We start from the raw sequence: 22,538 nt of genomic DNA, 5'->3' as shown, positions 1-22,538 counted from the left end.
TCCGCGATGAACACCGTCGAACACATAGCCCAGCAGTTGCAGGCCCGCCTCCGCCAGCGCGACTGGGCGGAAGCCGGCAAGCTGCCTGGGCAACGCCAGCTGGCCGAAGAGCTCGGCGTGAGCCGCGCTTCATTGCGCGAGGCTATCACCATGCTGGAAGGGCTGGGCTTGCTGCGCAGCGAAGCGGGCCGCGGCGTGTTCATCGCCCGGCCCGGGGAAAAAGGCCTGGGCAGCGCCTACGGCCGCTGGCGCTTCCAGGGCCGCTATGCCTTGCGCGATGTCTACCTGGTGCGCAACCAGCTGGAGGAGTTGGCCGCCGGCCTGGCGGCGGGCGTTGTCACGCAGGCGGGGCTCGCCCGCCTGCGGGCCACCATTACGCACATGGAGCAGGCTGCTGACGCCGGCGACCTCGTGGCGATGTCGGAAGGGGACCGCGCCTTCCACGCCTGCCTGTACGAAATCGCCGGCAGTCCCATGTTGCTGGACCTGGCCGAGAATATCGCCGAGGTGGTCGACGGCAGCCGCCAGGTGGCGTTCGCAGACCCCGCGCGCGTGCGTGAGCCGATACGCGAGCATGCAGCCATCATCGACGCGCTGGCCACGGGTTCCGCCGAAGCCGCGCGCCGGGCCATGCGCGCCCACATCTGCAACGTGGCCGACCGGGCCGGCCTGTCGCTGACGATCCCGGGCGCCTAGGCGCGGCGCGGACTCAGCGCTGCCCGTCGTGCACGGTGACCGCTTCCTTGGTCAAGCCGCCCAGGCGCGAATGCACGCGGCCGCCGGTGCCCATGACCAGCGCGAACAGGATCTCATTGGAGCGTGGCGCATCCTGGATGCCGATCTCGATGCTGTTGAAGTGGCTGCGCACATACGAAGCATGGATGTAATGCACCGGCACCATCATGCGGTAGCCAGCCACCGCCACGGCCTTGACGGCGGGAACCATGGCGCGCGGCTCGCCGAGCACGCTGCGCATGGCCCAGCCGCCGGCCTCGTGCCAGACCGCGCCGTGCTCCATTTCGCCGTCCAGGCCGACGATGGCGGCCTTGCTGTACACCTCGATATTCTCCTTGCCGCCCAGCGTGTCGACGAGTTCGGTCGCCAGCAGCGTGCCCAGGGTGCGCAGTTCGGCCATGAAGGGCATGAGGTCCGGCTCGTAGCGGCCGGCATAGGGGTTGCGAATGACGGCGCAGGAGGCCGCCAGCTTCAACGGCCGTTCGGGCGCCGGACCGTTCTCGTGGAAGGTGGTCTCGACAATGAGGCAACGTTTGCGGATATCGATCAGCGACATGCGGGAAGTTCCTGATAACGGTTGAAAGGGATAGGTCATTGCGGCGGAATGCCGGTTTCCTTGACGATGGCCGCCCATTTGTCGATCTCGGCGCGTACGAAACCGCCGAATTCAGCCGGGGTCTGCTGTTTGACGGTGAGGCCCTGGCGGGCATACGTCTGCCTGAGTTCCTCGCTGGCCAAGGCCTTGCCCAGCGATTGCGACAGGCGCTCGACCACGGGCGCGGGCAGCGCGGCCGGGCCCATCAGGCCGAACCACACCGTCAAGTCGAAGCCGGGCGCGCCGGTCTCGTTGAGCGTGGGGATGTCCGGGGCCAACGGAAAGCGTTCCGGGGTGCTGACGCCGTAGGTCTTGACCTTGCCGGCGCGCGCCTGCTGCAGGCCGTTGGCCAGGTCGGTGAAGGTGAGGTCGACGGTGCCGCCGATGACGTCGGTGAGCGCCTGCGGACCGCCGCGGTAGGGGACCGGCGTGACGTTGATCTTGCCCATGGCCGCCAGCTTGGCGCCGAACACCTGCGCGCTGCCCGAGCCGTAGGCATAGGTCAGCTTGCCCGGATGCTGGGCGCCATAGGCAAACAGATCCGATACCTTGGTGCCGGGCATGCGGGGCGAACCCACCAGCAGGTAGGGCGTTTCGGCGACCGCGCCGATGGGAGTGAGATCGGTGGCGGGGTTGTAGGGCAAGTCCTTGAACAGGCTGACGCCGCTGGCCGCCGTGGAGACGCCCACGACCACCAGCGTGTAGCCGTCGGCCTTGGCGCGGGCCACATCGTGTGTGCCGATGATGCCGTTGGCGCCGGGCTTGTTTTCCACCACCATGGGCTGGCCCAGGTCCTCGGCCATGGCTTTGCCCAGGCTGCGAGCCACCACGTCGGTGATGCTGCCCGGAGGGAAGGGCACGACCATGCGGATGGGATGGTCGGGGTAGCTCGCGGCGCCAGCGGGCAGCGGCGGCGCGCCCAGCCCGAGCGCCAGCGCAAGCGCGGCGGCGGATCGTTTCATCGTTGTCTCCTGTGGAATGTCGTTGTCGTTGTCGTTGTCGTTGTCGCAGGCAGCAGCCGCTTCAGGCCGGCGCCGGCGCCTGCAGCCGTTCCAGGTAGCGGTGGATCTCGGTGTTGTCCACGCCCGCGGGCATGTCCTGGAGCGCGCGCTGCCACAGCGCCGTGCACAGCGACAACTGCGAGGCCGACACGCCTGCCAGCGTCTGCAGCGCATCGGCGGTGCGCAGGTCCTTGGCCATCAGCGCCAGGGCGAAGCCGCCGTTGTAGGTGCCGGGCACGATGAACTGCCGCAGCTTGGTTTCGGTGGCCACATTGCGGCCGCTGGAGGCGTTGAGCACTTCGGTGAAAACGTCCAGGTCCAGATTCATGCCGCGGGCGATCAGCAGCGCCTCGCTGGCAGCCAGCAGGCCAGCCGCGTAGACGTAGTTGTTCAGCGCCTTCATGGCGTGCGCGGAGCCCACGGCGCCTGTGTGGATGAGCGAGGCGCCCATGCGCGAGAGCAGGGGGCGCACGCGCTCCAGGCCGTCTTTGTCGGCGCCCACCATGATGGCCAGCGTGCCGGAGGCCGCCTTGGCCACCGCGCCCGATACGGGCGCGTCGATGAGCGTAACGCCGGCTTCACGCAGGAGCGGGGCCAGGCGCAGCGTCTCGGCGGGGTTGGACGACCCCATGTCCAGCAGCACTGAACCGGCGCGCATCACGCTCGCCAGTCCGTTTTCGCCCTCGATCACGGCATTGGTGATGGCGCTATCGGGCAGCATGGTAATGACTACGTCGCAATCGGCCAGCGCCTGCGGACTGGCGACCGGCTTTAGCGTCTTGTTCCAGGCCGGGTGTCCGGCCAGGCGCTCCAGTCTTGCGGGGTCGCGGTCATAGGCCAGGATGTTGAAGCGTTCCTCGCCGCGGGCGAGGTTGTCCAGCATGGGCAGGCCCATCATGCCCAGGCCGACGAATCCTACTGTCAGTGTCATGCATTCCCTTTATCGAATCATCCTGGAATGTGCGCCAGGAGCCATCTGGAATGCTAATAAATGCCTGATTGCCGCGGTTATGCTAAGTTGGCCAGGGGATATAACAAACGATTATCGGATTAGCCATGCGTTTCAAGCTCAGGCAGATGGAGGTGTTCCGGGCGGTGATGCTGACCGGGTCCATGAATGGCGCCGCCAAGTTGCTGTTTGTGTCGCAGCCCGCGGTCAGCCGCCTTATCGCCCACACCGAGCAAAGCCTCGGCCTGCAACTGTTCGAACGCGACAAGGGCAAGCTCACTCCCACTCCCGAAGCGCAGCGTCTGTTCCAGGAAGTGGGGGCGCTGTTCGAAGAGGCCGTGCGCATCGACGAGCTGGCCCGCGATCTGGCCGAGCGCCCCGAGGGCGCCTTGACGCTGTGCTCCAGTCCCAGCCTGGCGCTGAATTTCGTGCCGCCGGTCATTGCGCAGTACCTCGAGCTGTACCCCAACGTCAGGCTCAAGTTCCACACCACGCTGCTGTCCGACATGGCGCACGAACTGCTGGGACGCAAGGCGGAACTTGCCGTGTCCGTCCTGCCCATAGACCATCCCAACCTGGTGGTGGAGCCGCTGGCCACCGGCGAGATGATCTGCATCCTGCCACAAGGGCACCCATTGGCCTCGCAGCCGGCGGTCAGCCTGGCCGAACTGGCCGAATGCAGGCTCATCCTGTATGCCCGCAATATTCCATTCGGGCAATTGGTGGCCGCGGCGTTCCAGCGCGCCAACGTCAGCTGGAACGCCGCGGTGGAAATCGTGCGCGCCGAACTGGCCTGCGCCCTGGTGCGCGTCGGCGCGGGCGTGGCGATCGTCGATGAGTTCTCGGTCGGTGAGCAGGGGTGGCCCGGCGTGGTGACCCGGCCGCTCAGGGAGTCGATCCCGCTATCGCTGAGCCTGGTGCGTTCGCGTTTTGATCGTCCCAGCCGCCAGGTGCAGCGTTTCGTGCGTCTCATCAAAGAGCACGCTCGCAAGACGCGCAAGGCGGGCCGCGACCGGCCTGCTACTTAAGCTGGCTGGCGCCGCAAGGAACGGACAGGCGCTGCAGTTTCCGGACACGCCGGCTGGACCTGGATCAAGTTTGCGCTCAATAAGCGCAGTTTGCGGATAGCGTCGGCCAGATCCGGCTAACGCGGCGTCGGCACGCGGCTTCAGTATTCGCTTCACTCAATCAGCGAACGGTGAGGTGATGCGATGAAGGGTCTGGACAACAAAGTGGCCATTGTGACGGGCGGCGCCACGCTGATCGGCGCGGGCGTGGTCGCGGTGCTGCGGGCCAAGGGCGTGCGCGTGGCGCTGTTCGACATCGACGCCGCCGGCGGCGAGCGTGTGGCGGCCGTCGATCCCGCAGGCACGCGGTTCTGGCCGGTGGACATTGCGGACGACGCGCAGCTCGAGCGCGGCGTGGCCGAAGCCGCCGCGCATTTCGGCCGCATCGATTTCCTGGTCAACCTGGCTGCGACCTACCTGGACGATGGCGCCGCATCGGGGCGCGCCGATTGGTTGCGCGCGCTGGACGTCAATGTGGTCAGCGCGGTGATGGCCGCGCGCGCGGTCCACCCTCACCTGGTTGCCGCAGGCGGCGGCGCCATCGTCAATTTCACCAGTATTTCCTCGCGCGTCGCGCAGACCGGGCGCTGGCTTTATCCGGTCTCCAAGGCGGCGCTATTGCAGGTCACACGCAGCCTGGCGATGGACTATGCCGCGGACGCGATACGCGTCAACTCTGTGTCGCCGGGCTGGACCTGGTCGCGCGTCATGGACGAGCTGACGCAGGGCGACCGCGCGAAGACCGATAGCGTCGCCGCGGACTATCACCTGCTGGGGCGCGCCGGCGATCCGGCGGAAGTGGCCGAGGTGGTCGCCTTTCTGCTTTCAGACCATGCCAGCTTCGTCACCGGCGCGGATTACGCGGTGGACGGCGGCTATTCCGCCATGGGTCCCGAACAGGCGAAGCCCGCGATCCCGCGCCTGGCTGCCTAGCGCCTGCTCACATCGAAAGGAGAACAAACATGCGTCGAATCGCAATCGTGGGTGGAGGGCAGGCGGGTCTGCCCCTGGCGTCGGGACTGCTGGACAAGGGTTATGAGGTGACCGTGGTCACCAACCGCGAACCTGACCACATTCGCCGCGGCAAGGTGATGTCCAGCCAATGCATGTTCGATGCCTCGTTGCAGATCGAACGTGACCTGGGCTTGAACCAGTGGGAGGCCGAGTGTCCGACGGTGGACGGCATAGGCCTGGCGATACCGCATCCCGAACGCCCGGGCCACAAGCTGATCGATTGGGTCGCCCGCCTGGACAGGCCCGCACAGGCGGTGGACCAGCGCATCAAGATGCCGGCCTGGATGGAACTGTTCGCCGCGCGCGGCGGCCGGTTGCTGATCCAGGACGGCGGCGTGGCCGAACTGGAATTGCTGGCGGCATCGCACGACCTGGTGCTGCTGGCCGCCGGCAAGGGCGACGTGGTCAAGTTGTTCGAGCGCGACGCGCTGCGCTCGCGCTTTGACCGGCCGCAGCGCGCGCTGGCGCTGACCTATGTGCATGGCATGCGTCCTGCGCCGGAGCATTCGCGGGTCGCCTTCAACCTGATTCCCGGCGTGGGCGAGTACTTCGTGTTTCCGGCGCTGACCCACAGCGGCCCCTGCGAGATCATGGTGTTCGAGGGGGTGCCCGGCGGTGCCATGGATTGCTGGCGCGACGTCAAATCGCCGCAAGAGCACCTGGCTCAAAGCCTCAATATTCTGCGCACCTATCTGCCCTGGGAGGCGGATAGGTGCGCGGCGGTGGAACTGACCGATGACAACGGCATTCTGGCCGGCAGCTTCGCGCCCACGGTGCGCAAGCCCGTGCTCGCCTTGCCGTCGGGCCGGCTGGTGTTCGGGCTGGGCGACGCCGTGGTGACCAACGACCCGATCACGGGACAAGGGTCGAACAACGCCACCAAGGCATGCGCCGTCTATCTGGACGCGATCCTGGCGCATGGCGATGCGAGCTTCACCGCCGAATGGATGCAGCGTACGTTCGAGCGCTTCTGGGACTACGCCGGCGCGGTGGTGGAATGGACCAATTCCATGCTGCTGCCGCCAGCCCCGCACCTGCTCAAGCTGCTGCAGGCCGCGGACCACACGCCGGCGCTGGCCAGCATCATCGCCAACGGCTTCAACCATCCACCGTCGCTGTTTCCCTGGTGGGACGACGCGACGGCATGCGAAGCGTTTATCGCGGCGCAGCCGGCGCGGGCGGCGGCATGACGGCGGATTGCGCGGCGGGCCTGCCCCTGGACTGGGGCTGCACCGATCTGCATCCCAAGGTCCTGCGCGGCGTGCTCGGCAGCTACCCGACCGGCGTGGCCATCGTGGCCACGCGCTGTCCGGACGGCCGCCGGGTCGGGCTCACCATCAACTCCTTCGCCTCATTGTCCCTGGATCCGCCGCTGGTGCTGTGGAGCCTGGTGAACCATTCGCCCAACCTGGCGGCGTTCCGCGATTGCAGCCACTTCACCATCAGTGTGCTGGCCTGTGGCCAGGAAGAACTGGCCCTGCGTTTCGCCAGCTCCGCGGTACCGGACAAGTTCGCGGGAGCGCCCGTGCACGATGTGCCGGAAGGCGTGCCCGCCATCGCGGGGGCCGTGGCCACGCTGGTCTGCGCCAACGATCAGCAAAGCCCCGCGGGCGACCATCTGCTGCTGTTCGGCCGGGTGCTGCGCGTGGCGAGCGTGGCGGCCACGCCGTTGGTGTTCCATGCCGGGCGCTTTACCGCGCTGACCGCCGCCTAGGCGCTGCGCAAGGTTTTTCAGCGTACAGGGCCCAGCGGCCCGCATCTCATTGGAGCGCATCATGCCCCTGGAGTCAGAGGCGCAGGTCATTATTGTCGGCAGCGGCATGAATTCGCTTGTGTGCGCGGCCTTGCTGGCGCTGCGCGGCAAGTCGGTGCTGGTACTGGAACGCAACGACAGATTGGGCGGATGCATCCGCACCGAGGAACTGTTTCCCGGCTACCGCCACGACGTGCTGTCCTGCTGGTATCCGCTGTTCGTGGGCAGCCCGGCCTATGCGGCGCTCAAGCCCGCGCTGCAAGAGGCCGGACTGGAATTCATGCAGGGCGAGTATTCCACCGGCCTGGTGCTGCCGGATGGCTCGGGCCTGGCCTTGAAGCAGGACGTGGCGGACAGCGCGCGGCGGCTGGATGCCTGGGCGCCCGGCGACGGCGCGGCCTTCGGCGCCATGGCGCAGCGCCTGTTCGGCGAGGACGCCGCGCTGACTTTCGGACTGCTGGGCCAGAACCCCTACGGCGCCGGCATGCTCAAGCTGCTGTTCGGCGAATGGCGCAAGCGCGGCATGGACGGCCTGGCCGCCTTCGCCGCCGATTCCATGGAGAGCTTTCGCCGCTGGTCCGAACGCGCCCTGCAATCGGACGCGGCGCGGGCGCTGATCGCGCCCTGGGTGCTGCATACCGGTCTGGGGCCGGACGATGCCTGTTCAGCGCTGATCGGCAAGCTGACCTTCGCGGCGGTGGTGGCAGGCGGCATGCCGGTGGTCAAGGGCGGCGGCAGCGGCGTGGTGGATGCGCTGGCCGCCGTCATTGAACGGCACGGCGGCCGCCTGCAGACGGGCGCCCAGGTCGACCGCATTATCACCAGCGGCGAAGGCCGGCGCCGCCGCGCGGTGGGTGTGGTGGCCGCCGGACACCAGTACCGCGCGGCCGAGGCGGTGGTCTGCAATGTGGCGCCAGGCCAGTTGTACGGGCAATTGCTGCCTGATGCGTCGCCGGCGCTGCGCGATCGCGCAGCGAATTATCGCTATGGCCGTGGAGGCATGCAGATCCATTTCGCCCTGAACGCGCCGCCGGACTGGCTGACGCCGGAACTGCGCCACGTGCCCTTGGTGCATCTGACCGAAAGCATGGAACAAGTCTGTGCCTCGGTGACCGAAGCCAACAACGGCCTGCTGCCCGCGCGTCCCACGCTGGCCATCGGTCAGCCGGTGGCGGTCGATCCCTCGCGCGCGCCGGCGGGCGGCTGGATCCTGTGGGTGCAGATGCAGGAACTGCCGGCGCGGGTCAAAGGCGACGCTGCGGGCGAGTTGGCCGCACCCCCTGATGGCCGCTGGAATCCGGTATTGCGCGAGGCGATGGCCGACCGCGTGCAGGCGCGTCTGGAGCGCGTGATGCCGGGTCTGGCGGGGCGCATCGTTGGCCGCCGCGCGTACTCGCCGGCGGATCTGGAAGGCCTGAACTGCAATCTGGTGGGAGGGGATCCCTATTCAGGCGTGTGTTCGCCCGACCAGTTTTTCTGGCTGCGCCCCTTTGCCGGCGGACAGGGCGCGCGCGGCCACCGCACGCCGCTCTGCAATCTCTTTCACATCGGAGCCTCCACCCATCCAGGTCCTGGCCTGGGCGGCGGCTCCGGCTATCTCGTCGCGCAACACCTAGCGCCCCGCCGGGGCAGGAGCGGAACATGAGCAGACACTTGAAACTGCGGCGGCTGGGCTGCGCCATGGCATTGGCGCTGGCCGGCGCGGGGGCGCACGCTACCGAGGGAGGCGGGCTGGGCATCTATCCGGACGGCCTGGAGAATTTCATGTCGGGCGCGCTGCCGCCGCCCGGCGTGCACATGCTGGTCTATGCCGGCGGGGCGCGCTACGACACGCTGCGCGGCAACGACGGCGAGCGCGTGCCGGTCCCCGGCTTCAAGGTGGACGTCAACGTGCTGGCGCCGCGCCTGATCTGGGTCACGCAGCAGCAGGTCATGGGGGGACAACTGGCCTTCCACGCCATTGCCCCGTTGCTGGACGTGACCGCTAAGGCCGCCGGGCAGCGCAACCGCAGCACCGGCCTGGGCGACATGACCCTGGGCGTGGCGCTGGGCTATCACCCGTCTGAAAGCCTGCATTACGTGGTGGGGCTGGACATGTACGCGCCCACCGGCGAGTACGACCGCAAGGACCCGTCCAGCCTGGGCAAGAACTACTGGACCGCGCAGCCGGTTTTCGCGTTGAGCCGGATCAGTCCGGACGGCTTCAACGCCGACCTGAAAGTGATGTACGACTTCAACTTCACCAATTCCGCCACCGACACGCGTTCAGGCCAGGCCCTGCACGCGGACTACGCGCTGGGTTGGGGCGTGGGCAAGGGCTGGGTGCTGGGGGTGGGCGGCTACGCCTTCCAGCAAGTCACGGACGATAGCGGCCCCAACAGCGCCGCCGGCCGAGCCCGCGCCTTCGGCATCGGCCCCTCGGTGCGCTACATGAACGAGCGCGGCTGGTTGTTCACCGCCAAGTGGCAGCAGGACTTCAAGGTCAAGAACCGGCCCGAGGGCGCGCAGCTTTATGTGAAGCTGGGGATACCGTTCTAAAGCGATCGACGCCAGTGCAAAGGTCCCGGCCCGGCGCCTGTCTGCTGGTATCGTTCCGCCGTGGATTGAACAGGATCGGGACATGAATCTGTACGAAGCGATACGCTGGGGCAACGAATCGGAAGACCCCTATCACGGCGGGCCGAATGGCGCGGACACCTGCTTCCTGGTGCGCGCCGGATCGGTGGAACAGGCCGGGCAACTCGCGGACGCGGCCTTGCGGGGCGGGAGGGGCGAGTTGGCGAACTGGACCCAGGTCCTGCACTTGCTGGGCGCGGAGCAGTCCTCCGACAGCGAACCGCGCATCCTGCGCGGGCCCTATCTGCAGCATGCCTACCGGCATGGCTGGCGCCTCTGGCTCCGGGAGGACGCGATGGCGTCCTGGGTGGAGCAACCGTAGCAGCGAGGCGGCTTCCCCGCGCGCGAGTTTCGTAGAAATTCAAGCTCCGCGCCATAGCGGTCAGCGACGCGGAACTCAGGCGTTGTTCGAGCGCAACCGCCGGGATCTGCCCGCCGGCATCCCTTGCACCGGCCGACCGATGTTGGAATAGCATTCGGCGTAAGAAAAAATCCGCGCCGGGGGCGCATACGGGCGATCAAGGGGGGAACGATGAAAGGAGGGGCGTGGGCGTTGGCGCTTTGCCTGTGTGGCGGGTTTGCCGCAGCGCAGAAACCCAGCAGCGGCTTTGAGGTGCAGGAGCCGATGCGCAATTCGCAGGGCTTCCGGATGGGGGACGAAGGCGAGCAGGAGTCGCTGGGCGAGAAGGCGGCCACGCACATCGGCTTTATCGGCGCCTGCAAGCTGTATCCGCCCGACGCTCCCGAGGTCCAGGGGCTGGTGGCCATGTCCCTGGCTGAAGCGAACCTGGGTACGGATCTGGCCAAGGCGCCCAAGGATCCAGCCGCGCTGCGCACAAGGCTCGCGCTGCGCCTGGGATCCCAGGATGGACTCAAGTCCGTCGCGGGGAGGATCCAGGCTATGCGCAAGCGCACCCTTGCCGAGCAGGCGCATGCGGGCAAGCTTATTGAGGCCCACACCCCATTCACGGGTAAGAATGCGAATCCCTGTGTGCTGGAGCAGTACTACCTGCGCCAGTTCCTCACGCAGCACAAGGATGGCGCCATGAAGGCCGCGCCGAGGATCAACCAGCTCGCCCGCGAGATCCTGGCGCAGAACCGGTCTGCGAAGGCGAAGTAACGGATCTAGCGCACCTGCCGGCCAAGGCGCAAGGCATCCACGACGAGGGCGAACGCAGGCGAAGGCTGGCGCCTGCTCGGGTAGTACAGGTGGTAGCCCTCAAATGCCGGGCACCAATCCTCCAGCACGCGCACCAGCCGGCCCTCATCGAGATACGGCGCCAGTTCGTCGTCGGGCAGCAGGGCGAGGCCCAGGCCCGCGAGCGCCGCATCTATCTGCGGCTGCGTGGTATTGAAGATCAACGGGCCGTCCACGCGCACATTGGCCTTGCGGCCACGCCGCTCGAAATCCCAGACGTACAGCCCGCCAGAGCTTTGCATGCGCTGGTTGATGCACGGGTGGGAGGTCAGGTCCTGGGGCACCTTGGGAATCGGATGAATGTCGAAGTACCCCGGGGATCCCACCACCGCCAGTCGCATGGGGGGGCCGATGGGGATGGCGATCATGTCCTTGTCGATGGTTTTCCCCATCCGCACGCCTGCATCGAACCGATCCGCCACGATGTCGCGAAAGCCGTAGTTCACGTCGAACTCCAGCTTGATGTCGGGATACTCGCGTATCAGTGGCGTGAGCCTGGGCAGCAGAATGTTATGCAGCACATGGTCGCCGCAAGTGATGCGAACCGTGCCCGCGGGTTTGTCGCGCAGCTCGGTCAACAGGTCCAGCTCGGCGTCGATTTCATCGAACCGGTGCCCGATGGCATTAAGAAGGCGTTCGCCGGCCGTGGTGGGAGAAACGCTGCGCGTGGTCCGCGTGAGCAGGCGGATTTGCAAGCGCGTTTCCAGTCCGCTGATGGCTTGGCTGAGCGCCGACTGTGTCACGTTGAGCAATGATGCGGCCCGCGTGAAACTGCCTTCGCGCGCCACGGTGACAAAGTAAAAGAGATCGTTGAGGTTGCGCCGGCCCATTGCTGGTATTCCGTACTTGTTGATTAGTCTAGCTTATAGACCAATTAAGCATTCATTAGCTAGTCAACAAGATCTTGGCTGGCAAAAATAGGAGCTATGAAAAAGCTCGAACAAACCACTTCGGCCCATTCCAGGGCGTGCAGCGTGGATGCCTGCAACGGGGCTGCCGAGCCGAAAGAATTGGTCCGGGTACTCGGCGCGGGCCATGTGGATCTGTACGACCGCGTGAAGCGGCCGTCCTGGGGAGCGGTCTATGCCCTGGCGGTGTGCGCTTTCGCGCTGATCGCATCGGAGTTCATGCCTGTCAGCCTGCTGACACCCATTGCCAGCGACCTGCGCATCACCGAAGGCATGGCGGGGCGGGGGATCGCCATCTCGGGCGTGTTCGCCGTGCTGACCAGCTTGTTTATTTCCGGGTTGGCAGGCGGCCTGGACCGCAAGCCGCTGCTTCTCGGCCTGACGATGGCGATGGGCGCGTCCGGCGCTATCGTCGCGCTGGCGCCAAACTACGTCACCTACATGCTGGGGCGGGCGCTCATCGGCGTGGTCGTAGGCGGCTTTTGGTCACTGTCTGCGGCTACGGCCATCCAGCTTGTGCCGTCGCGTCAGGTGCCACGGGCGCTGGCGGTCGTCAACGGCGGCAATGCGCTGGCGACCGTGGTGGCGGCGCCCTTGGGCGCCTATCTTGGCGCGGTCGTCGGCTGGCGCGGCGCCTTTCTGGGCTTGGTGCCGATCGCGCTGATCGCGTTGATCTGGCAGTGGATCACCTTGCCGTCCTTGCCTGCCGCGGGACGCTCCCCCGGAGGCGGCCAGGCGTTCAAGCCATTCCTGCTGCTAAAGCGTCGGGGAGTCGCCGCGGGCATGCTGGCCAGCAGCCTGTTGTTCATGGGGCAATTTTCGCTGTTCACCTATGTGCGTCCGTTCCTGGAGACGGCCACCGGCGTGCATGGCGGCACGATTTCGTTCATTCTGCTGGTCATAGGCGCGGCGGGATTTATCGGCACCGTGTTCATCGGCCGGGTATTGCAATGGCGCTTCTACCAGACGCTGATCGGCATTCCGCTGCTGATGGCCGCCACGGCCTTGGCTCTGGTGTCCCTGGGAGGCTGGAGCGCCGCCGTCGTCGCATTGCTGGCGCTGTGGGGATTGGCCGGGACCGCCGCGCCAGTCGGCTGGTGGGCCTGGATCGCCAGGGCTTTTCCCCGCGACGCCGAGGCAGGAGGCAGCCTGTTCGTTGCGGTGGTGCAGACGTCGATCGCGCTGGGGTCCACCTTGGGTGGCCTGGTGTTCGATCGCTACGGCTATCGGAGCACTTTCTTGATGAGCGCCGCGCTGCTGGCGGCTTCTGCCGTATTGGCCGCGAGAACGCCGCGTGTCCCTGCATCTGCTGTGTGAGGGCACAGGGTCGCACTATCGCCTACGGCGCCCTAGCGGCCGAGCGTCCTCTCGAATCCATGGGTCGGCGTGGGCTGCATCGTCGACAGTTGCCAGCACTGCGCCGATTGCGCAGCGCTTCGCGCTGCTCAAGCGCGACGGCACAATGACGCCGGTGGGCGCTCCGGCTACGCCGCATGACGCGCCCGACGTGTTCGCCTTGATCATGAAGCGGCGCAGCCTGGCGGGTTCGATGATAGGGGGCATACCCGAAACTCAGGAGATGCTGGATTTCTGCGCGGAGTACGGCGTTGTCGCGGACATCGAGATGACCCGCGCGGACGAGATCAACGAGGCTTACGAACGCATGCTCAAAGGCGATGTGAGGGACCGATTCGTGATCGATACCGCCAGCCTTGCGGGTGCCGTGGCTGGGTAGGTTTCAGCCACGCCGCCTCAGGCTCTCGCTGGGGCTTACGCCATAGCGTTCCTTGTAGCCGGCGCTGAAGCGCCCCATGTGCGCAAAGCCCCAGCGCAGTGCCACGCCGGCGATGTTGCGGCTTTCGCCGGACACCAGCTCGGCGTGCGCGCGCTCCATGCGCAGGTCGCGCAGGTAGTGCATGGGACTCACACCCAGGAATTCCTTGAACCCCGCGTACAGGCTGCGCACGCTGACGCCGGCGATGCGCGCCAGCTGCTCGGCGCTGACGGGCTCATGCGCATGCGCCTGCAGATAGTCCTGGACACTGCGTACGTGGCGCGGCAGCACCGCGCCGCGGCGGCCGGGCAGGGCGCCGGTGTAATTGTGGGGCTGGGCCGATAGCAAGGTGGCGGCGACCAGCTGTTCCATCTGATGCACGATGAGTTTGTGCTCGGCCAGGTTCGCGTGCTGCGTGGAGCAGTCCAGCAGATAGCTCATCAGGCAGCGCCAGGCCGGGCATTCGCGCCAGCGAAATCCCAGCTGGAAGCGCAGCGGCCGGTCCAGCGCACAGCCCAGGTGGCCCACCAGGGTGCGTTCCAGCAGCGAGCGGCCCACGCGCAGCATGAACTGATCGTTGTCGTCGGCCCAGCGCATGGCCAAGTCGTCGTCCGGGCTGACGACCGAAGCGACCTCCGGCGTCGAATCCAGCTGCTGGGGGCCGCTGCTGATGCGGGCACAGCCCGATAGCGGCATCTGCACCAGGAAGAAGTCCTCCAGCGGACCGGGGCGGATCTCGACGTTCGCGCCATAGCGCAGGCGATTCAGAGAGACCTCGCCCAGGGGCTGGTGGTGCATGCGGGCATCCAGGCGCTGCACGGCGCCGACCACGCCCAGATGGTGCGGTCGCATCACCCGGCCGACCATGGATCGAGCTTCGTCCAGGTCGCCGGAGGCGAACAGCTGTTGCGCTGGCTGGCCCAGGACCGACTCGACCCGCGGTCCGGCCGGCGGCCAAGAAGTGCTGAGGGCGGATTGCGTCATGTCGAGCATGGGGGGACTCCACTGCCGGGGCCTTGAAGGCTCTGATAGTAAAGCTGGGCCGGACTGGGCGGACTGGTGGAAAACCCGTCCAGGCGCAGGGGGTTCTATCCGCATATTGCGGCGGCTATCCATACAGCGCAGAAAAACATTGCCAGCGCATATTGACAACCGGTTTCCATTAATGGAAACTGGTTGTCAATTTAACAAAAGCCATGGAGTCCGCCTATGCAACCGACCAAGGAAGAACGGCTCACCGGGGTCATCCTGACCTTGTTCCAGTTGAACGGCGCGCTGCTGGACTGGGGCGATGCCTTCGTCGCGCCCCAGGCGCTGACCAGCGCGCGCTGGCAGATGCTGGGCGCCCTGGCGCTGGCCGGCCAGCCGCTTAGCGCGCCACAGGTCGCCGCCGCCATGGGCGTGACGCGCCAGGGTGCGCAGAAGCAGCTCAACCTGCTGTCCGAGGCGCGGCTTGTCGAAGTTCGTCCCAACCCGCAGCACAAGCGCTCGCCGTTGTACCGGCTGACCGATGAGGGGCAGCGCGTGTATGGCGCCATCGACGCGCGCTGGAAGGAGCGTGCGCGGCAGCTGGCTGGCGGCTTCAGCGCGACGGAGCTGGACACGGCAGGGAAGGTGCTGTCGGGCTTGCTGGCCGCGCACCTCCCGGCGTCATCGGAGCAAGATCATGAAACATAGAATCCACGCGGCCGCGGCCATTCTGACGCTGCTGTTTCTGGCAGCATTCTGGATATCGACGGCGGTGTCCGAATTGTTCCTGGCGGCTGGCGCAGTGGCGCAGGTCAAGCTTGCCATTGCGTATGCGTTGCTGGGCTTTGTGCCCGTCATGGTGCTTACCGCCGCGAGCGGCTTCATGATGGCCGGCAAGGGCAAACATCCGCTCTTGCAGGCCAAGCGCGGGCGCATGCCCTTCATCGCGGCCAACGGCCTGTTGGTACTCGTGCCGGCGGCGGTGTTCCTGGCGATGCGCGCGCAGGCGGGGCGGTTTGACGGAGTGTTCTATGCGGTGCAGGCGCTGGAGCTGGCGGCGGGCGCCGCCAACCTCGCGCTGATCGGACTGAACATCCGCGACGGCCTGCGCCTGGGGCGCCTGCGGCGGCGTCCGCAGGAGCAGGGGCCTAGCTTCCCGCCACCCGTAGCGGGACAGGAAACCAGGCGGTCCGGTTGCGTCAGTGCATCTTGCCGTAGCGTCCGGCGTTGAAGTCCTGGATGGCTTCGACGATTTCCGCCTGCGAGTTCATCACAAAGGGGCCGTAGCCGACCACCGGTTCGTTGATGGGCTCGCCGCTGAGCACCAGGAACATCGCGTCGTTGTTGGCTTCGACGGTGATGTCCTCGCCTTCCAGGGAAAACAGCGCCAGCTGTGCGTCGCGGGCCACGGTTTCGCCGTTGACCAGCACGGTGCCGCGCAGCACCACCAACATGCTGTTGCGGCCCTCGGCCACGGGGAAGGTCGCCGACTTGCCGGCGGCCAGCTTCACGTCCCACACGTCCATCGGCGTGAAGGTGCGCGCCGGTCCCGCATGGCCCGCGTAGTTGCCCGCGATGACGCGCAGCGTGCCTGCGCCGTCCGGCAAATCCACCGCCGGGATGTCCGCGTTGAGGATGCCCTGGTAGCCGGCCGGCGCCATCTTGTCCTTGGCAGGCAGGTTGACCCAGAGCTGCACCATTTCCAGTTCTCCGCCCTTGCGGGTGAATTCGTGGGAATGGAATTCCTCATGCAGGATGCCCGAGGCCGCCGTCATCCATTGCACGTCGCCGGGACCGATGACGCCGCCGTTGCCGGTGGAATCGCGGTGCTCGACTTCGCCGCTGTAGACGATGGTCACGGTTTCAAAGCCGCGGTGCGGATGCTGCCCGACGCCGCGCGGATGTTCGGCCGGCTCGAACTGTGCAGGGCCTGCATAGTCCAGCAGCAGGAACGGGCTGGTGTTCTTGCCTTTGTCGTTATAGGAGAACATGGAGCGCACCGGGAAGCCGTCGCCCACCCAGTGGGGACGGGGGCTGGCATGCAATCCGAGGATCTTCTTCATGGTCGTATTTCCTGTTGCGCGGCCCCAGCGGGGCCGTTCGTCATAACTAAGAAGATAAGGGCGCAACCCCTTCGGCGGTAGTCCCTGGCATTGATAAGCACTGTTCCATGCATCGGACAGTGGGGGCGGAACTTGCGGCTGGCGTATCCTTCGGACATGGAAGACGGTATGCATACAGCCCAGGCGGGCGGCAACAACGATCAGGTACAGGGGTTCGCCCCAGTGGCGGGGGCTGGCGCGCGCGTGCTGGTGCTGGGCTCGATGCCCGGCGTGGCATCGCTCAGGCAGGGCCGTTATTACGCGCATCCGCGCAACGCCTTCTGGCCTATCGCGGCTAGCGTCTTCGGCTTCGATCCCGGCCTGGATTACCAGCGGCGTCTGCAGGCCTTGCAGGCTGCCCGCATTGCCTTGTGGGACGTGCTGCAGGCCTGCGAACGTCCCGGCAGCCTGGACGCCGACATCCGTGGCGACACCCTGGTCGCCAACGATTTCGCCGCGTTCCTGGAACGCCACCCGGCCATTGTGCGAGTCTGCTTCAATGGCGCCAAGGCCGCGGCGCTGTACCGCCGCCACGTGCTGCCCGGACTCGCCGTGCCGCTGGGATACGTGGACCTGCCGTCGACCAGCCCGGCGCATGCGGCGGCGTCGTTCGAACGCAAGCTGGCGGCCTGGAGCAGGGCGCTGACGCTCACCGATTGAGCCGCCGCGGACGTTGGCGGCGATTATTGACGGCAATCCGTCCCCGGTTTGATACTTATCAAGCCTCTATATAACTCCAAGTGATAAGTTAATTCCCGTAACAGAATTAACGCTTGGAGAAGCACTATGAGCACCCCCGCCAGCCCCCCGGAACCGCCGCTACCGGGTAAACGAGGCTTTTTGAAGGGCTTATTGGGGTTGGGGGCCGCGGCCACCGTGATTCCCATCCGCGCGGAGGCCACCGGCATGAACGGCCAGCCGCCGCGCCGTCCTGGAATGGCAGGCAAGCGCTACGGCATGGTCGTGGATATGCGCAAATGCATAGGCTGCCAGTCCTGTACGGTCAGCTGTTCCATGGAGAACCTGCCGCCCATCGGACAGTTCCGCACCACCGTCCTGCAATATGAAGTCGTGCCCGACGCCGGAGGACCGGCGTCCATGGTGATGCTGCCGCGCCTGTGCAATCACTGCGACAACCCGCCTTGCGTGCCGGTCTGCCCGGTGCAGGCGACCTTCCAGCGGGAAGACGGCATCGTGCTGGTCGACAACGAACGCTGCGTGGGCTGCGCCTATTGCGTGCAGGCCTGCCCCTACGACGCCCGCTTCATCAACCACGAAACGCAGACCGCCGACAAATGCACGTTCTGCGAGCACCGCCTGGAAGCGGGGTTGCTGCCCGCCTGCGTGGAAAGCTGCGTGGGCGGCGCGCGCGTCATCGGCGACCTGAACGATCCGGACAGCGCCATCTCCCGGTTGCTGGTCGAGCACAAGGAAGACATCAAGGTGCTCAAGCCCGAGATGAAGACCGATCCCCACGTCTATTACATCGGCCTGCCCGATGCGTTCGTCCATCAGGTCGACGGCCAGGCCGGCGTGCGGCTGGCTGGCGGCCATTGAGCCATCGAAGGGGATGAGCATGCAGATCTCTGAATTGTTGACGCCGGTCTACGATGCCGCCTGGCTGCCGTGGGCCGTGCAGTATTTCTTCCTCATCGGCATCAGCGCCACCACCGCGCTGACCGCCGCCTTCGCGGCCTTCGGCAGCGCGGGTTCCCCCGCGCGCCGCCTGTTGCCCGCGGCGGTGACGGTGCTGCTGGTCAGCGCCATTGCCGCGCCCGTGTCTTTGCTGGCGGACCTGCACCAGCCGGGCCGCTTCTGGCATTTCTACGCGCATTTCACACCCTGGTCGTGGATGTGGTTGGGCGCTTTGCTGCTGCCGGTGTTCGTGACCCTGGCGTTGCTGTTCTGCGCCGCCTGGTGGTGGGGCCGCATCGGCTGGGTGCGTGTGCTGGGAATGGCGCTGGCGGTGTCGGCGCTGTCCATCCTGGTCTACACCGGCGCCGAAGTCATGGTGCTGCGCTCGCGGCCCTTGTGGCACACCGTGTTCCTGCCCGTGAACTTCGCGCTGACCGCCTGGCTGGGCGCGCTTGGCGCCATGTTCCTGGTGGGCCGCTGGCTGCGTGGCGGCACGCAGGCCATGCCTGTGGAATTGTTGCGCAGTCTCAGCGTGACCGCGGTGGTGATGATGGTGCTCGGCGCCGGCGCGTGGGCGCTGTTGGGCATGCTGGGCCTGGATCCCTCGTTTGACGCCGCGCTGCGCCTGTTCGCGGAATTCCCGATCTGGCGCGTCAGCCTGGCGGGGGCCGTCGCGACGGGCTTTTGCATGATCGCGTTGTTGCAGCGTCCTGCCCGCACGTTGTCCGCGCCGCTGCCTTCGGGCGCACTGGCGCTGACCATGCTGGCGGCCGCCTGGATTTTTCGTTGGGTCGTCTTCATGAGCGTGCAGGGCGTGCCCAAGTACGGCGCGGGCCTCTATCTGTATGACATGCCTTGGGGCAGCGACGGTCTGCTCGGCATGGTCGGGGTGCTGGGCTTGTGCGTGGCATTGATGGCCGCCGTGACCTACGCCCTGGAGCGGTTCCCGGCTCGCACGCGGGGATTGGCGGCCTGAACGCCGCCGACAGACCAAAGAACATGGAATAAAAGCAATGGAAAAGCAACACGAAGACGATAAGCGCGGCGCCCCGCCGGACGGATCACCGGACCTGCCGCGCGACGAGGCGCGGCGCAAACTGATGGTGCGCGGCGGCGTGGTCGCCGGCGGCATGGCGGCCTTCGCGGCGGGCTACGGCGAAACCGTGGCGCGCGCGGTCAAGGGCCTGGCCCAAGGCACGGCCGGCGTGCCCACCGCGCATGCGGTGCGCGGCAACTCGCTGACGCCGGAGTTCCGCATCGACCCCGTGAGCGGGGTGCTTACCGCTCAGCCAGGCCAGGTCGTCAGCCCCTCCAGTTGCCTGGGCTGCTGGACCCAATGCGGCGTGCGCCTGCGCGTGGACACGAAGGAAAACCGCATTCTGCGCGTGGCGGGCAACCCCTACCATCCGCTGGCCACGACCCGGCCCGCCGCCATGGACACGCCGGTGCGCGACGTCTACGCACAATTGGGCGGCGACAATGGCCTGGAAGGGCGCGCCACCTCGTGCGCGCGCGGGTCCGCTATGCTGGAGCAGATGCACAGCCCCTTCCGCGTGTTGCAGCCGCTAAAGCGGGTGGGCAAGCGCGGCGAGGGCAAGTGGCAGACCATCTCGTTCGAACAGCTGGTGCAGGAAGTCTGCGAAGGCGGCGACCTGTTCGGCGAAGGCCATGTGGACGGCCTGCGCGCCATCTTCGACCGCGAGACGCCGCTGGATCCGCAGAATCCCGAGTACGGCGCCAAGGTCAACCAGTTTCTCTTCACGGACGCGTCCAACGAAGGGCGTACGCCGCTCATCCAGCGCTTTGCCGGCCAATCCTTTGGCACGGTCAACTTCAGCAACCACGGCTCCTATTGCGGCCAGAGTTTCCGCGTGGGCGCGGGCGCCGCGCTGGGCGACCTGAAGGGCATGCCCCACGGCAAACCCGATTGGGACAATGCGCGCTTCGGCCTGTTCATCGGGGCGGCGCCGGCGCAGGCCGGCAACCCGTTCCAGCGCCAGGCCCGGCAGTTGGCCGAGGCCCGCGTGCGGCCCGAAGAGACCGGCTTTACCTATGTGGTGGTGTCGCCCATGCTGCCGGCTTCGTCCAGCCTGTCGGCCGGATCGGGCAACGAGTGGGTGGCCGTCAACCCGGCTGGCGACTTGGGCCTGGCCATGGGGCTGATCCGCTGGATCCTGGACAACGAACGCTACGACGCCCGCGCGCTGGCGCAACCCGGCCCCAACGCCATGAAGGCGGCGGGCGAGGCCGCCTGGACCAACGCGACCCATCTGGTGGTGGCCGAGCCCGGCCATGCGCGCCTGGGCAGTTTCCTGCGCGGTTCGGACCTGGGTTGGCCGCGTCCGGCAGATGCCGGCGACAAGTGGGAAGACGTGTATGTAGTGCGTCTGGAAGATGGCACGCTGGCGCCGCACACCACCGCGGCGCCCGCCGCGCTGTTCGTGGATGACGCGGTGGCCGCGCCGGGCATGGACGGCGCGCCCGAGGCGCTGCGCGTGCGCAGTTCGCTGTCGCTGTTGCGTGAGGAGGCGCGCCGCAAGACGCTGGACGAGTACGCGGAACTGAGCGGCGTGCCCGCCGCCAAGATCGCGTCCCTGGCCGAGCGCTTCACCAGCTATGGCAAGCGCGCCGTGGCCGACGCGCATGGCGGCACGATGAGCGGCGCGGGGTTCTACACTGCTTACGCCATCGCCATGTTGAACACGCTGGTGGGCAACCTCAACGTCGAAGGCGGCCTGGTGCTGGATGCCGGCCCGTTCCCGCCTTACGGGCAGGGACCGCGCTACAACATCGCCGGCTTCGCCAACCGCGCCACGCCCAAGGGCGTGGGCTTGTCGCGCAACCGCTTTCCGTACGAAAAGTCCAGCGAGTTCAAGCGCAAGAAGGCCGCGGGACAGCCCGTCTACCCGGCCGCTGCGCCGTGGTATCCGGCCACCGGCGGGCTCAGCTCGGAAATGCTGGCGTCCGCGCTGGCAGGCTATCCATACCGCGCCAAGGTGTGGTTCAACCACATGAGCAACCCGATCTACGGCATTGCCGGCCTGAAGAGCGTCATCATCGACAAGATGAAAGATCCGCGCCTGTTGCCGCTGTCGGTGTCGATCAACCCGTTCATCAACGAAACCAATGCGCTGGCCGACTACATCGTGCCGGACACGGTGACGTACGAAAGCTGGGGCATGTCGGCGCCCTGGGCGGACGTGATTGCCAAGGCCTCCACCGTGCGCTGGCCCGCCGTGCAGCCGCGCGTGGCGCGCACCGCCACGGACGAACCTGTCTGCCTGGAGACCTTCCTGATTGCCTGCGCCAAGCGGCTGGATATGCCGGGCTTTGGCGCTGGGGCCATCTCGGACAAGGACGGCGCCAAGTACGCGTTGGACACGCCGGAGGATTTCTTCCTGCGCGGCATGGCCAATATCGCCTTTGCGGCGGGCAAACCGGTGCCCGAGGCCAGCGACGACGACATGGCCCTGACCGGGGTGGACCGCTACAGCGCGCTGTTGCAGCAGAAGCTCAAGCCGGGCGAATGGCGTCAGGTCGCCATGCTGATGAGCCGCGGCGGGCGCTTCGACAAGATGGAGGACGCCTGGGTAGCCGAAGGCGGGGCGCGGCAGACGCGCGCCGCCTACGCCAAGCCGCTGCACATCTGGAGCGAAGAGCTGGCGAGTTTCCGCCATTCCATGACGGGCGAACGCTATAGCGGCTGTCCGACCTGGTATCCGACGCGACTGGCGGACGGCCGGGATATGCGGGCGCAATACACGCGGCAGGATTGGCCCTTCCTGCTCAGCTCCTTCAAGTCCAACCTGATGAGCTCGATGTCCATCGGCGTGAATCGCCTGCGCCAGGTGCACCCGCACAATCCGGTATCGATCAACCGGCAGGACGGCGAGCGCCTGGGCATCCGCAACGGGGATGCCGTGCGCATCGTGACGCCGGGCGGCGCGGTTACCGGCCTGGCGTTGCTGCGCGACGGCATTCAGCCTGGCGCAGTGGGCATCGAGCACGGTTACGGCCACACCGAACTGGGCGCACGCGCGCACGTCGTGGATGGCACGCCCATGCCGCACGATCCGGGGCTGGCAGCGGGCGTAAACCTGAACGACCTGGGATTCGGCGACGCCACGCGCGGCGAACACGCCAACGTCTGGATCGATTGGGTTTCCGGCGCGGCGGTGCGCCAAGGCTTGCCCGCGCGGATCGAGCGGGTCTGATTCCGCCC

22 protein-coding genes and 1 pseudogene are annotated in these 22,538 nt (G+C 66.9%); 17 read left to right on the top strand and 6 right to left on the bottom strand.

The window, feature by feature from the left end:
• Positions 1-6 precede the first annotated feature (6 nt).
• Entirely contained in the window at positions 7-696 is a 690-nt protein-coding gene (locus tag CEY08_RS28775; RefSeq protein WP_042793057.1) for a FadR/GntR family transcriptional regulator, read from the top strand.
• Between the two features lie 13 nt (positions 697-709).
• Here the strand turns inward: CEY08_RS28775 and CEY08_RS28770 are convergent, their stop codons facing one another.
• The 3 genes from CEY08_RS28770 to CEY08_RS28760 form a co-directional block, all read right to left on the bottom strand.
• The gene (locus CEY08_RS28770; RefSeq protein ID WP_042793058.1) at positions 710-1,291 is read right to left on the bottom strand and encodes an amino acid synthesis family protein; all 582 of its coding nucleotides are present in this window, start codon (positions 1,289-1,291) and stop codon (positions 710-712) included.
• Positions 1,292-1,326: 35 nt separating this feature from the next.
• Positions 1,327-2,292, bottom strand: coding sequence for a Bug family tripartite tricarboxylate transporter substrate binding protein (locus CEY08_RS28765; RefSeq protein ID WP_076812657.1), 966 nt, complete (start codon positions 2,290-2,292; stop codon positions 1,327-1,329).
• Positions 2,293-2,353: 61 nt separating this feature from the next.
• Positions 2,354-3,262 (bottom strand): NAD(P)-dependent oxidoreductase, encoded by a 909-nt coding sequence (locus tag CEY08_RS28760; protein WP_076812660.1) that lies wholly within the window; start codon positions 3,260-3,262, stop codon positions 2,354-2,356.
• A 125-nt stretch (positions 3,263-3,387) separates the two neighbouring features.
• Between CEY08_RS28760 and CEY08_RS28755 the strand changes: the two genes are divergently transcribed.
• From CEY08_RS28755 to CEY08_RS28720, 8 genes are all read left to right on the top strand, one after another.
• Positions 3,388-4,308, top strand: a complete 921-nt coding sequence (locus tag CEY08_RS28755) for a LysR family transcriptional regulator (RefSeq protein ID WP_063962192.1) — start codon at positions 3,388-3,390, stop codon at positions 4,306-4,308.
• A gap of 183 nt (positions 4,309-4,491) precedes the next feature.
• Complete coding sequence (locus CEY08_RS28750; RefSeq protein WP_063962193.1) at positions 4,492-5,280, top strand: SDR family oxidoreductase; 789 nt, start codon at positions 4,492-4,494, stop codon at positions 5,278-5,280.
• Between the two features lie 29 nt (positions 5,281-5,309).
• A complete protein-coding gene (locus tag CEY08_RS28745; RefSeq protein ID WP_076812663.1) occupies positions 5,310-6,551 on the top strand; it encodes a styrene monooxygenase/indole monooxygenase family protein in 1,242 nt (413 codons plus the stop codon).
• Positions 6,548-7,075, top strand: coding sequence for a flavin reductase family protein (locus CEY08_RS28740; protein ID WP_042796940.1), 528 nt, complete (start codon positions 6,548-6,550; stop codon positions 7,073-7,075). Before CEY08_RS28745 ends, CEY08_RS28740 begins: the two co-directional genes overlap by 4 nt.
• A gap of 61 nt (positions 7,076-7,136) precedes the next feature.
• Positions 7,137-8,759 (top strand): phytoene desaturase family protein, encoded by a 1,623-nt coding sequence (locus CEY08_RS28735; RefSeq protein ID WP_076812666.1) that lies wholly within the window; start codon positions 7,137-7,139, stop codon positions 8,757-8,759.
• The gene (locus tag CEY08_RS28730) at positions 8,756-9,652 is read left to right on the top strand and encodes a SphA family protein (RefSeq protein ID WP_088607860.1); all 897 of its coding nucleotides are present in this window, start codon (positions 8,756-8,758) and stop codon (positions 9,650-9,652) included. Before CEY08_RS28735 ends, CEY08_RS28730 begins: the two co-directional genes overlap by 4 nt.
• A gap of 82 nt (positions 9,653-9,734) precedes the next feature.
• Positions 9,735-10,052, top strand: a complete 318-nt coding sequence (locus tag CEY08_RS28725; protein WP_076812668.1) for a hypothetical protein — start codon at positions 9,735-9,737, stop codon at positions 10,050-10,052.
• A gap of 303 nt (positions 10,053-10,355) precedes the next feature.
• Positions 10,356-10,850 carry a hypothetical protein gene (locus tag CEY08_RS28720; RefSeq protein ID WP_076812671.1) on the top strand — a complete coding sequence of 165 codons (495 nt, stop codon included), beginning with the start codon at positions 10,356-10,358 and terminating at the stop codon, positions 10,848-10,850.
• 5 nt (positions 10,851-10,855) lie between these two features.
• Here CEY08_RS28720 and CEY08_RS28715 read toward each other — a convergent pair whose 3' ends face one another.
• Positions 10,856-11,758 (bottom strand): LysR family transcriptional regulator, encoded by a 903-nt coding sequence (locus tag CEY08_RS28715; protein ID WP_076812674.1) that lies wholly within the window; start codon positions 11,756-11,758, stop codon positions 10,856-10,858.
• Between the two features lie 96 nt (positions 11,759-11,854).
• Here CEY08_RS28715 and CEY08_RS28710 point away from each other — a divergent pair, with 96 nt between their 5' ends.
• Positions 11,855-13,153 (top strand): MFS transporter, encoded by a 1,299-nt coding sequence (locus tag CEY08_RS28710; protein WP_084738524.1) that lies wholly within the window; start codon positions 11,855-11,857, stop codon positions 13,151-13,153.
• Positions 13,154-13,274: 121 nt separating this feature from the next.
• Positions 13,275-13,571 (top strand): annotated as a pseudogene (locus CEY08_RS28705) (NAD(P)-dependent alcohol dehydrogenase); the annotation flags it as partial.
• Between the two features lie 3 nt (positions 13,572-13,574).
• On the opposite strand, the gene CEY08_RS28700 reads toward CEY08_RS28705, so the two are convergent.
• Complete coding sequence (locus CEY08_RS28700; RefSeq protein WP_063960875.1) at positions 13,575-14,603, bottom strand: AraC family transcriptional regulator; 1,029 nt, start codon at positions 14,601-14,603, stop codon at positions 13,575-13,577.
• A 216-nt stretch (positions 14,604-14,819) separates the two neighbouring features.
• On the opposite strand from CEY08_RS28700, the gene CEY08_RS28695 reads away from it, so the two are divergent.
• Complete coding sequence (locus CEY08_RS28695) at positions 14,820-15,287, top strand: MarR family winged helix-turn-helix transcriptional regulator (RefSeq protein ID WP_076812678.1); 468 nt, start codon at positions 14,820-14,822, stop codon at positions 15,285-15,287.
• Positions 15,277-15,810, top strand: coding sequence for a hypothetical protein (locus CEY08_RS28690; protein WP_232033741.1), 534 nt, complete (start codon positions 15,277-15,279; stop codon positions 15,808-15,810). The genes CEY08_RS28695 and CEY08_RS28690 overlap by 11 nt, the downstream gene beginning before the upstream one ends.
• On the opposite strand, the gene CEY08_RS28685 is transcribed toward CEY08_RS28690, so the two are convergent.
• Positions 15,779-16,642, bottom strand: coding sequence for a pirin family protein (locus CEY08_RS28685; RefSeq protein ID WP_042793071.1), 864 nt, complete (start codon positions 16,640-16,642; stop codon positions 15,779-15,781). The two genes, CEY08_RS28690 and CEY08_RS28685, sit on opposite strands and share 32 nt — an antisense overlap.
• Before the next feature lie 168 nt (positions 16,643-16,810).
• On the opposite strand from CEY08_RS28685, the gene CEY08_RS28680 reads away from it, so the two are divergent.
• The 4 genes from CEY08_RS28680 (at position 16,811) to CEY08_RS28665 (ending at position 22,530) form a co-directional block, all read left to right on the top strand.
• Positions 16,811-17,341, top strand: coding sequence for a DNA-deoxyinosine glycosylase (locus tag CEY08_RS28680; RefSeq protein WP_088607859.1), 531 nt, complete (start codon positions 16,811-16,813; stop codon positions 17,339-17,341).
• A 126-nt stretch (positions 17,342-17,467) separates the two neighbouring features.
• Positions 17,468-18,238 carry a sulfate reduction electron transfer complex DsrMKJOP subunit DsrO gene (dsrO, locus tag CEY08_RS28675; protein ID WP_082884745.1) on the top strand — a complete coding sequence of 257 codons (771 nt, stop codon included), beginning with the start codon at positions 17,468-17,470 and terminating at the stop codon, positions 18,236-18,238.
• 19 nt (positions 18,239-18,257) lie between these two features.
• Positions 18,258-19,292, top strand: a complete 1,035-nt coding sequence (nrfD, locus tag CEY08_RS28670; protein ID WP_063960881.1) for an NrfD/PsrC family molybdoenzyme membrane anchor subunit — start codon at positions 18,258-18,260, stop codon at positions 19,290-19,292.
• A gap of 37 nt (positions 19,293-19,329) precedes the next feature.
• The gene (locus CEY08_RS28665; protein ID WP_408609552.1) at positions 19,330-22,530 is read left to right on the top strand and encodes a tetrathionate reductase subunit A; all 3,201 of its coding nucleotides are present in this window, start codon (positions 19,330-19,332) and stop codon (positions 22,528-22,530) included.
• The last annotated feature ends 8 nt before the right edge of the window (positions 22,531-22,538 follow it).

This window comes from Achromobacter insolitus, from assembly GCF_002209555.1.
GTDB classification, from domain to species: domain Bacteria; phylum Pseudomonadota; class Gammaproteobacteria; order Burkholderiales; family Burkholderiaceae_B; genus Achromobacter; species Achromobacter insolitus.
Note: the sequence above shows the minus strand (reverse complement) of the source record. Positions and strands in the feature narration are given on the sequence as shown.

Bases quoted from the DNA above. Each gene is read 5' to 3' on its own strand.
- CEY08_RS28775 (WP_042793057.1), top strand. From the start codon at position 7: ATGAACACCGTCGAACACATAGCCCAGCAGTTGCAGGCCCGCCTCCGC.
- CEY08_RS28770 (WP_042793058.1), bottom strand. From the start codon at position 1,291: ATGTCGCTGATCGATATCCGCAAACGTTGCCTCATTGTCGAGACCACC.
- CEY08_RS28765 (WP_076812657.1), bottom strand. From the start codon at position 2,292: ATGAAACGATCCGCCGCCGCGCTTGCGCTGGCGCTCGGGCTGGGCGCG.
- CEY08_RS28760 (WP_076812660.1), bottom strand. From the start codon at position 3,262: ATGACACTGACAGTAGGATTCGTCGGCCTGGGCATGATGGGCCTGCCC.
- CEY08_RS28755 (WP_063962192.1), top strand. From the start codon at position 3,388: ATGCGTTTCAAGCTCAGGCAGATGGAGGTGTTCCGGGCGGTGATGCTG.
- CEY08_RS28750 (WP_063962193.1), top strand. From the start codon at position 4,492: ATGAAGGGTCTGGACAACAAAGTGGCCATTGTGACGGGCGGCGCCACG.
- CEY08_RS28745 (WP_076812663.1), top strand. From the start codon at position 5,310: ATGCGTCGAATCGCAATCGTGGGTGGAGGGCAGGCGGGTCTGCCCCTG.
- CEY08_RS28740 (WP_042796940.1), top strand. From the start codon at position 6,548: ATGACGGCGGATTGCGCGGCGGGCCTGCCCCTGGACTGGGGCTGCACC.
- CEY08_RS28735 (WP_076812666.1), top strand. From the start codon at position 7,137: ATGCCCCTGGAGTCAGAGGCGCAGGTCATTATTGTCGGCAGCGGCATG.
- CEY08_RS28730 (WP_088607860.1), top strand. From the start codon at position 8,756: ATGAGCAGACACTTGAAACTGCGGCGGCTGGGCTGCGCCATGGCATTG.
- CEY08_RS28725 (WP_076812668.1), top strand. From the start codon at position 9,735: ATGAATCTGTACGAAGCGATACGCTGGGGCAACGAATCGGAAGACCCC.
- CEY08_RS28720 (WP_076812671.1), top strand. From the start codon at position 10,356: ATGCGCAATTCGCAGGGCTTCCGGATGGGGGACGAAGGCGAGCAGGAG.
- CEY08_RS28715 (WP_076812674.1), bottom strand. From the start codon at position 11,758: ATGGGCCGGCGCAACCTCAACGATCTCTTTTACTTTGTCACCGTGGCG.
- CEY08_RS28710 (WP_084738524.1), top strand. From the start codon at position 11,855: ATGAAAAAGCTCGAACAAACCACTTCGGCCCATTCCAGGGCGTGCAGC.
- CEY08_RS28700 (WP_063960875.1), bottom strand. From the start codon at position 14,603: ATGCTCGACATGACGCAATCCGCCCTCAGCACTTCTTGGCCGCCGGCC.
- CEY08_RS28695 (WP_076812678.1), top strand. From the start codon at position 14,820: ATGCAACCGACCAAGGAAGAACGGCTCACCGGGGTCATCCTGACCTTG.
- CEY08_RS28690 (WP_232033741.1), top strand. From the start codon at position 15,277: ATGAAACATAGAATCCACGCGGCCGCGGCCATTCTGACGCTGCTGTTT.
- CEY08_RS28685 (WP_042793071.1), bottom strand. From the start codon at position 16,642: ATGAAGAAGATCCTCGGATTGCATGCCAGCCCCCGTCCCCACTGGGTG.
- CEY08_RS28680 (WP_088607859.1), top strand. From the start codon at position 16,811: ATGCATACAGCCCAGGCGGGCGGCAACAACGATCAGGTACAGGGGTTC.
- dsrO (WP_082884745.1), top strand. From the start codon at position 17,468: ATGAGCACCCCCGCCAGCCCCCCGGAACCGCCGCTACCGGGTAAACGA.
- nrfD (WP_063960881.1), top strand. From the start codon at position 18,258: ATGCAGATCTCTGAATTGTTGACGCCGGTCTACGATGCCGCCTGGCTG.
- CEY08_RS28665 (WP_408609552.1), top strand. From the start codon at position 19,330: ATGGAAAAGCAACACGAAGACGATAAGCGCGGCGCCCCGCCGGACGGA.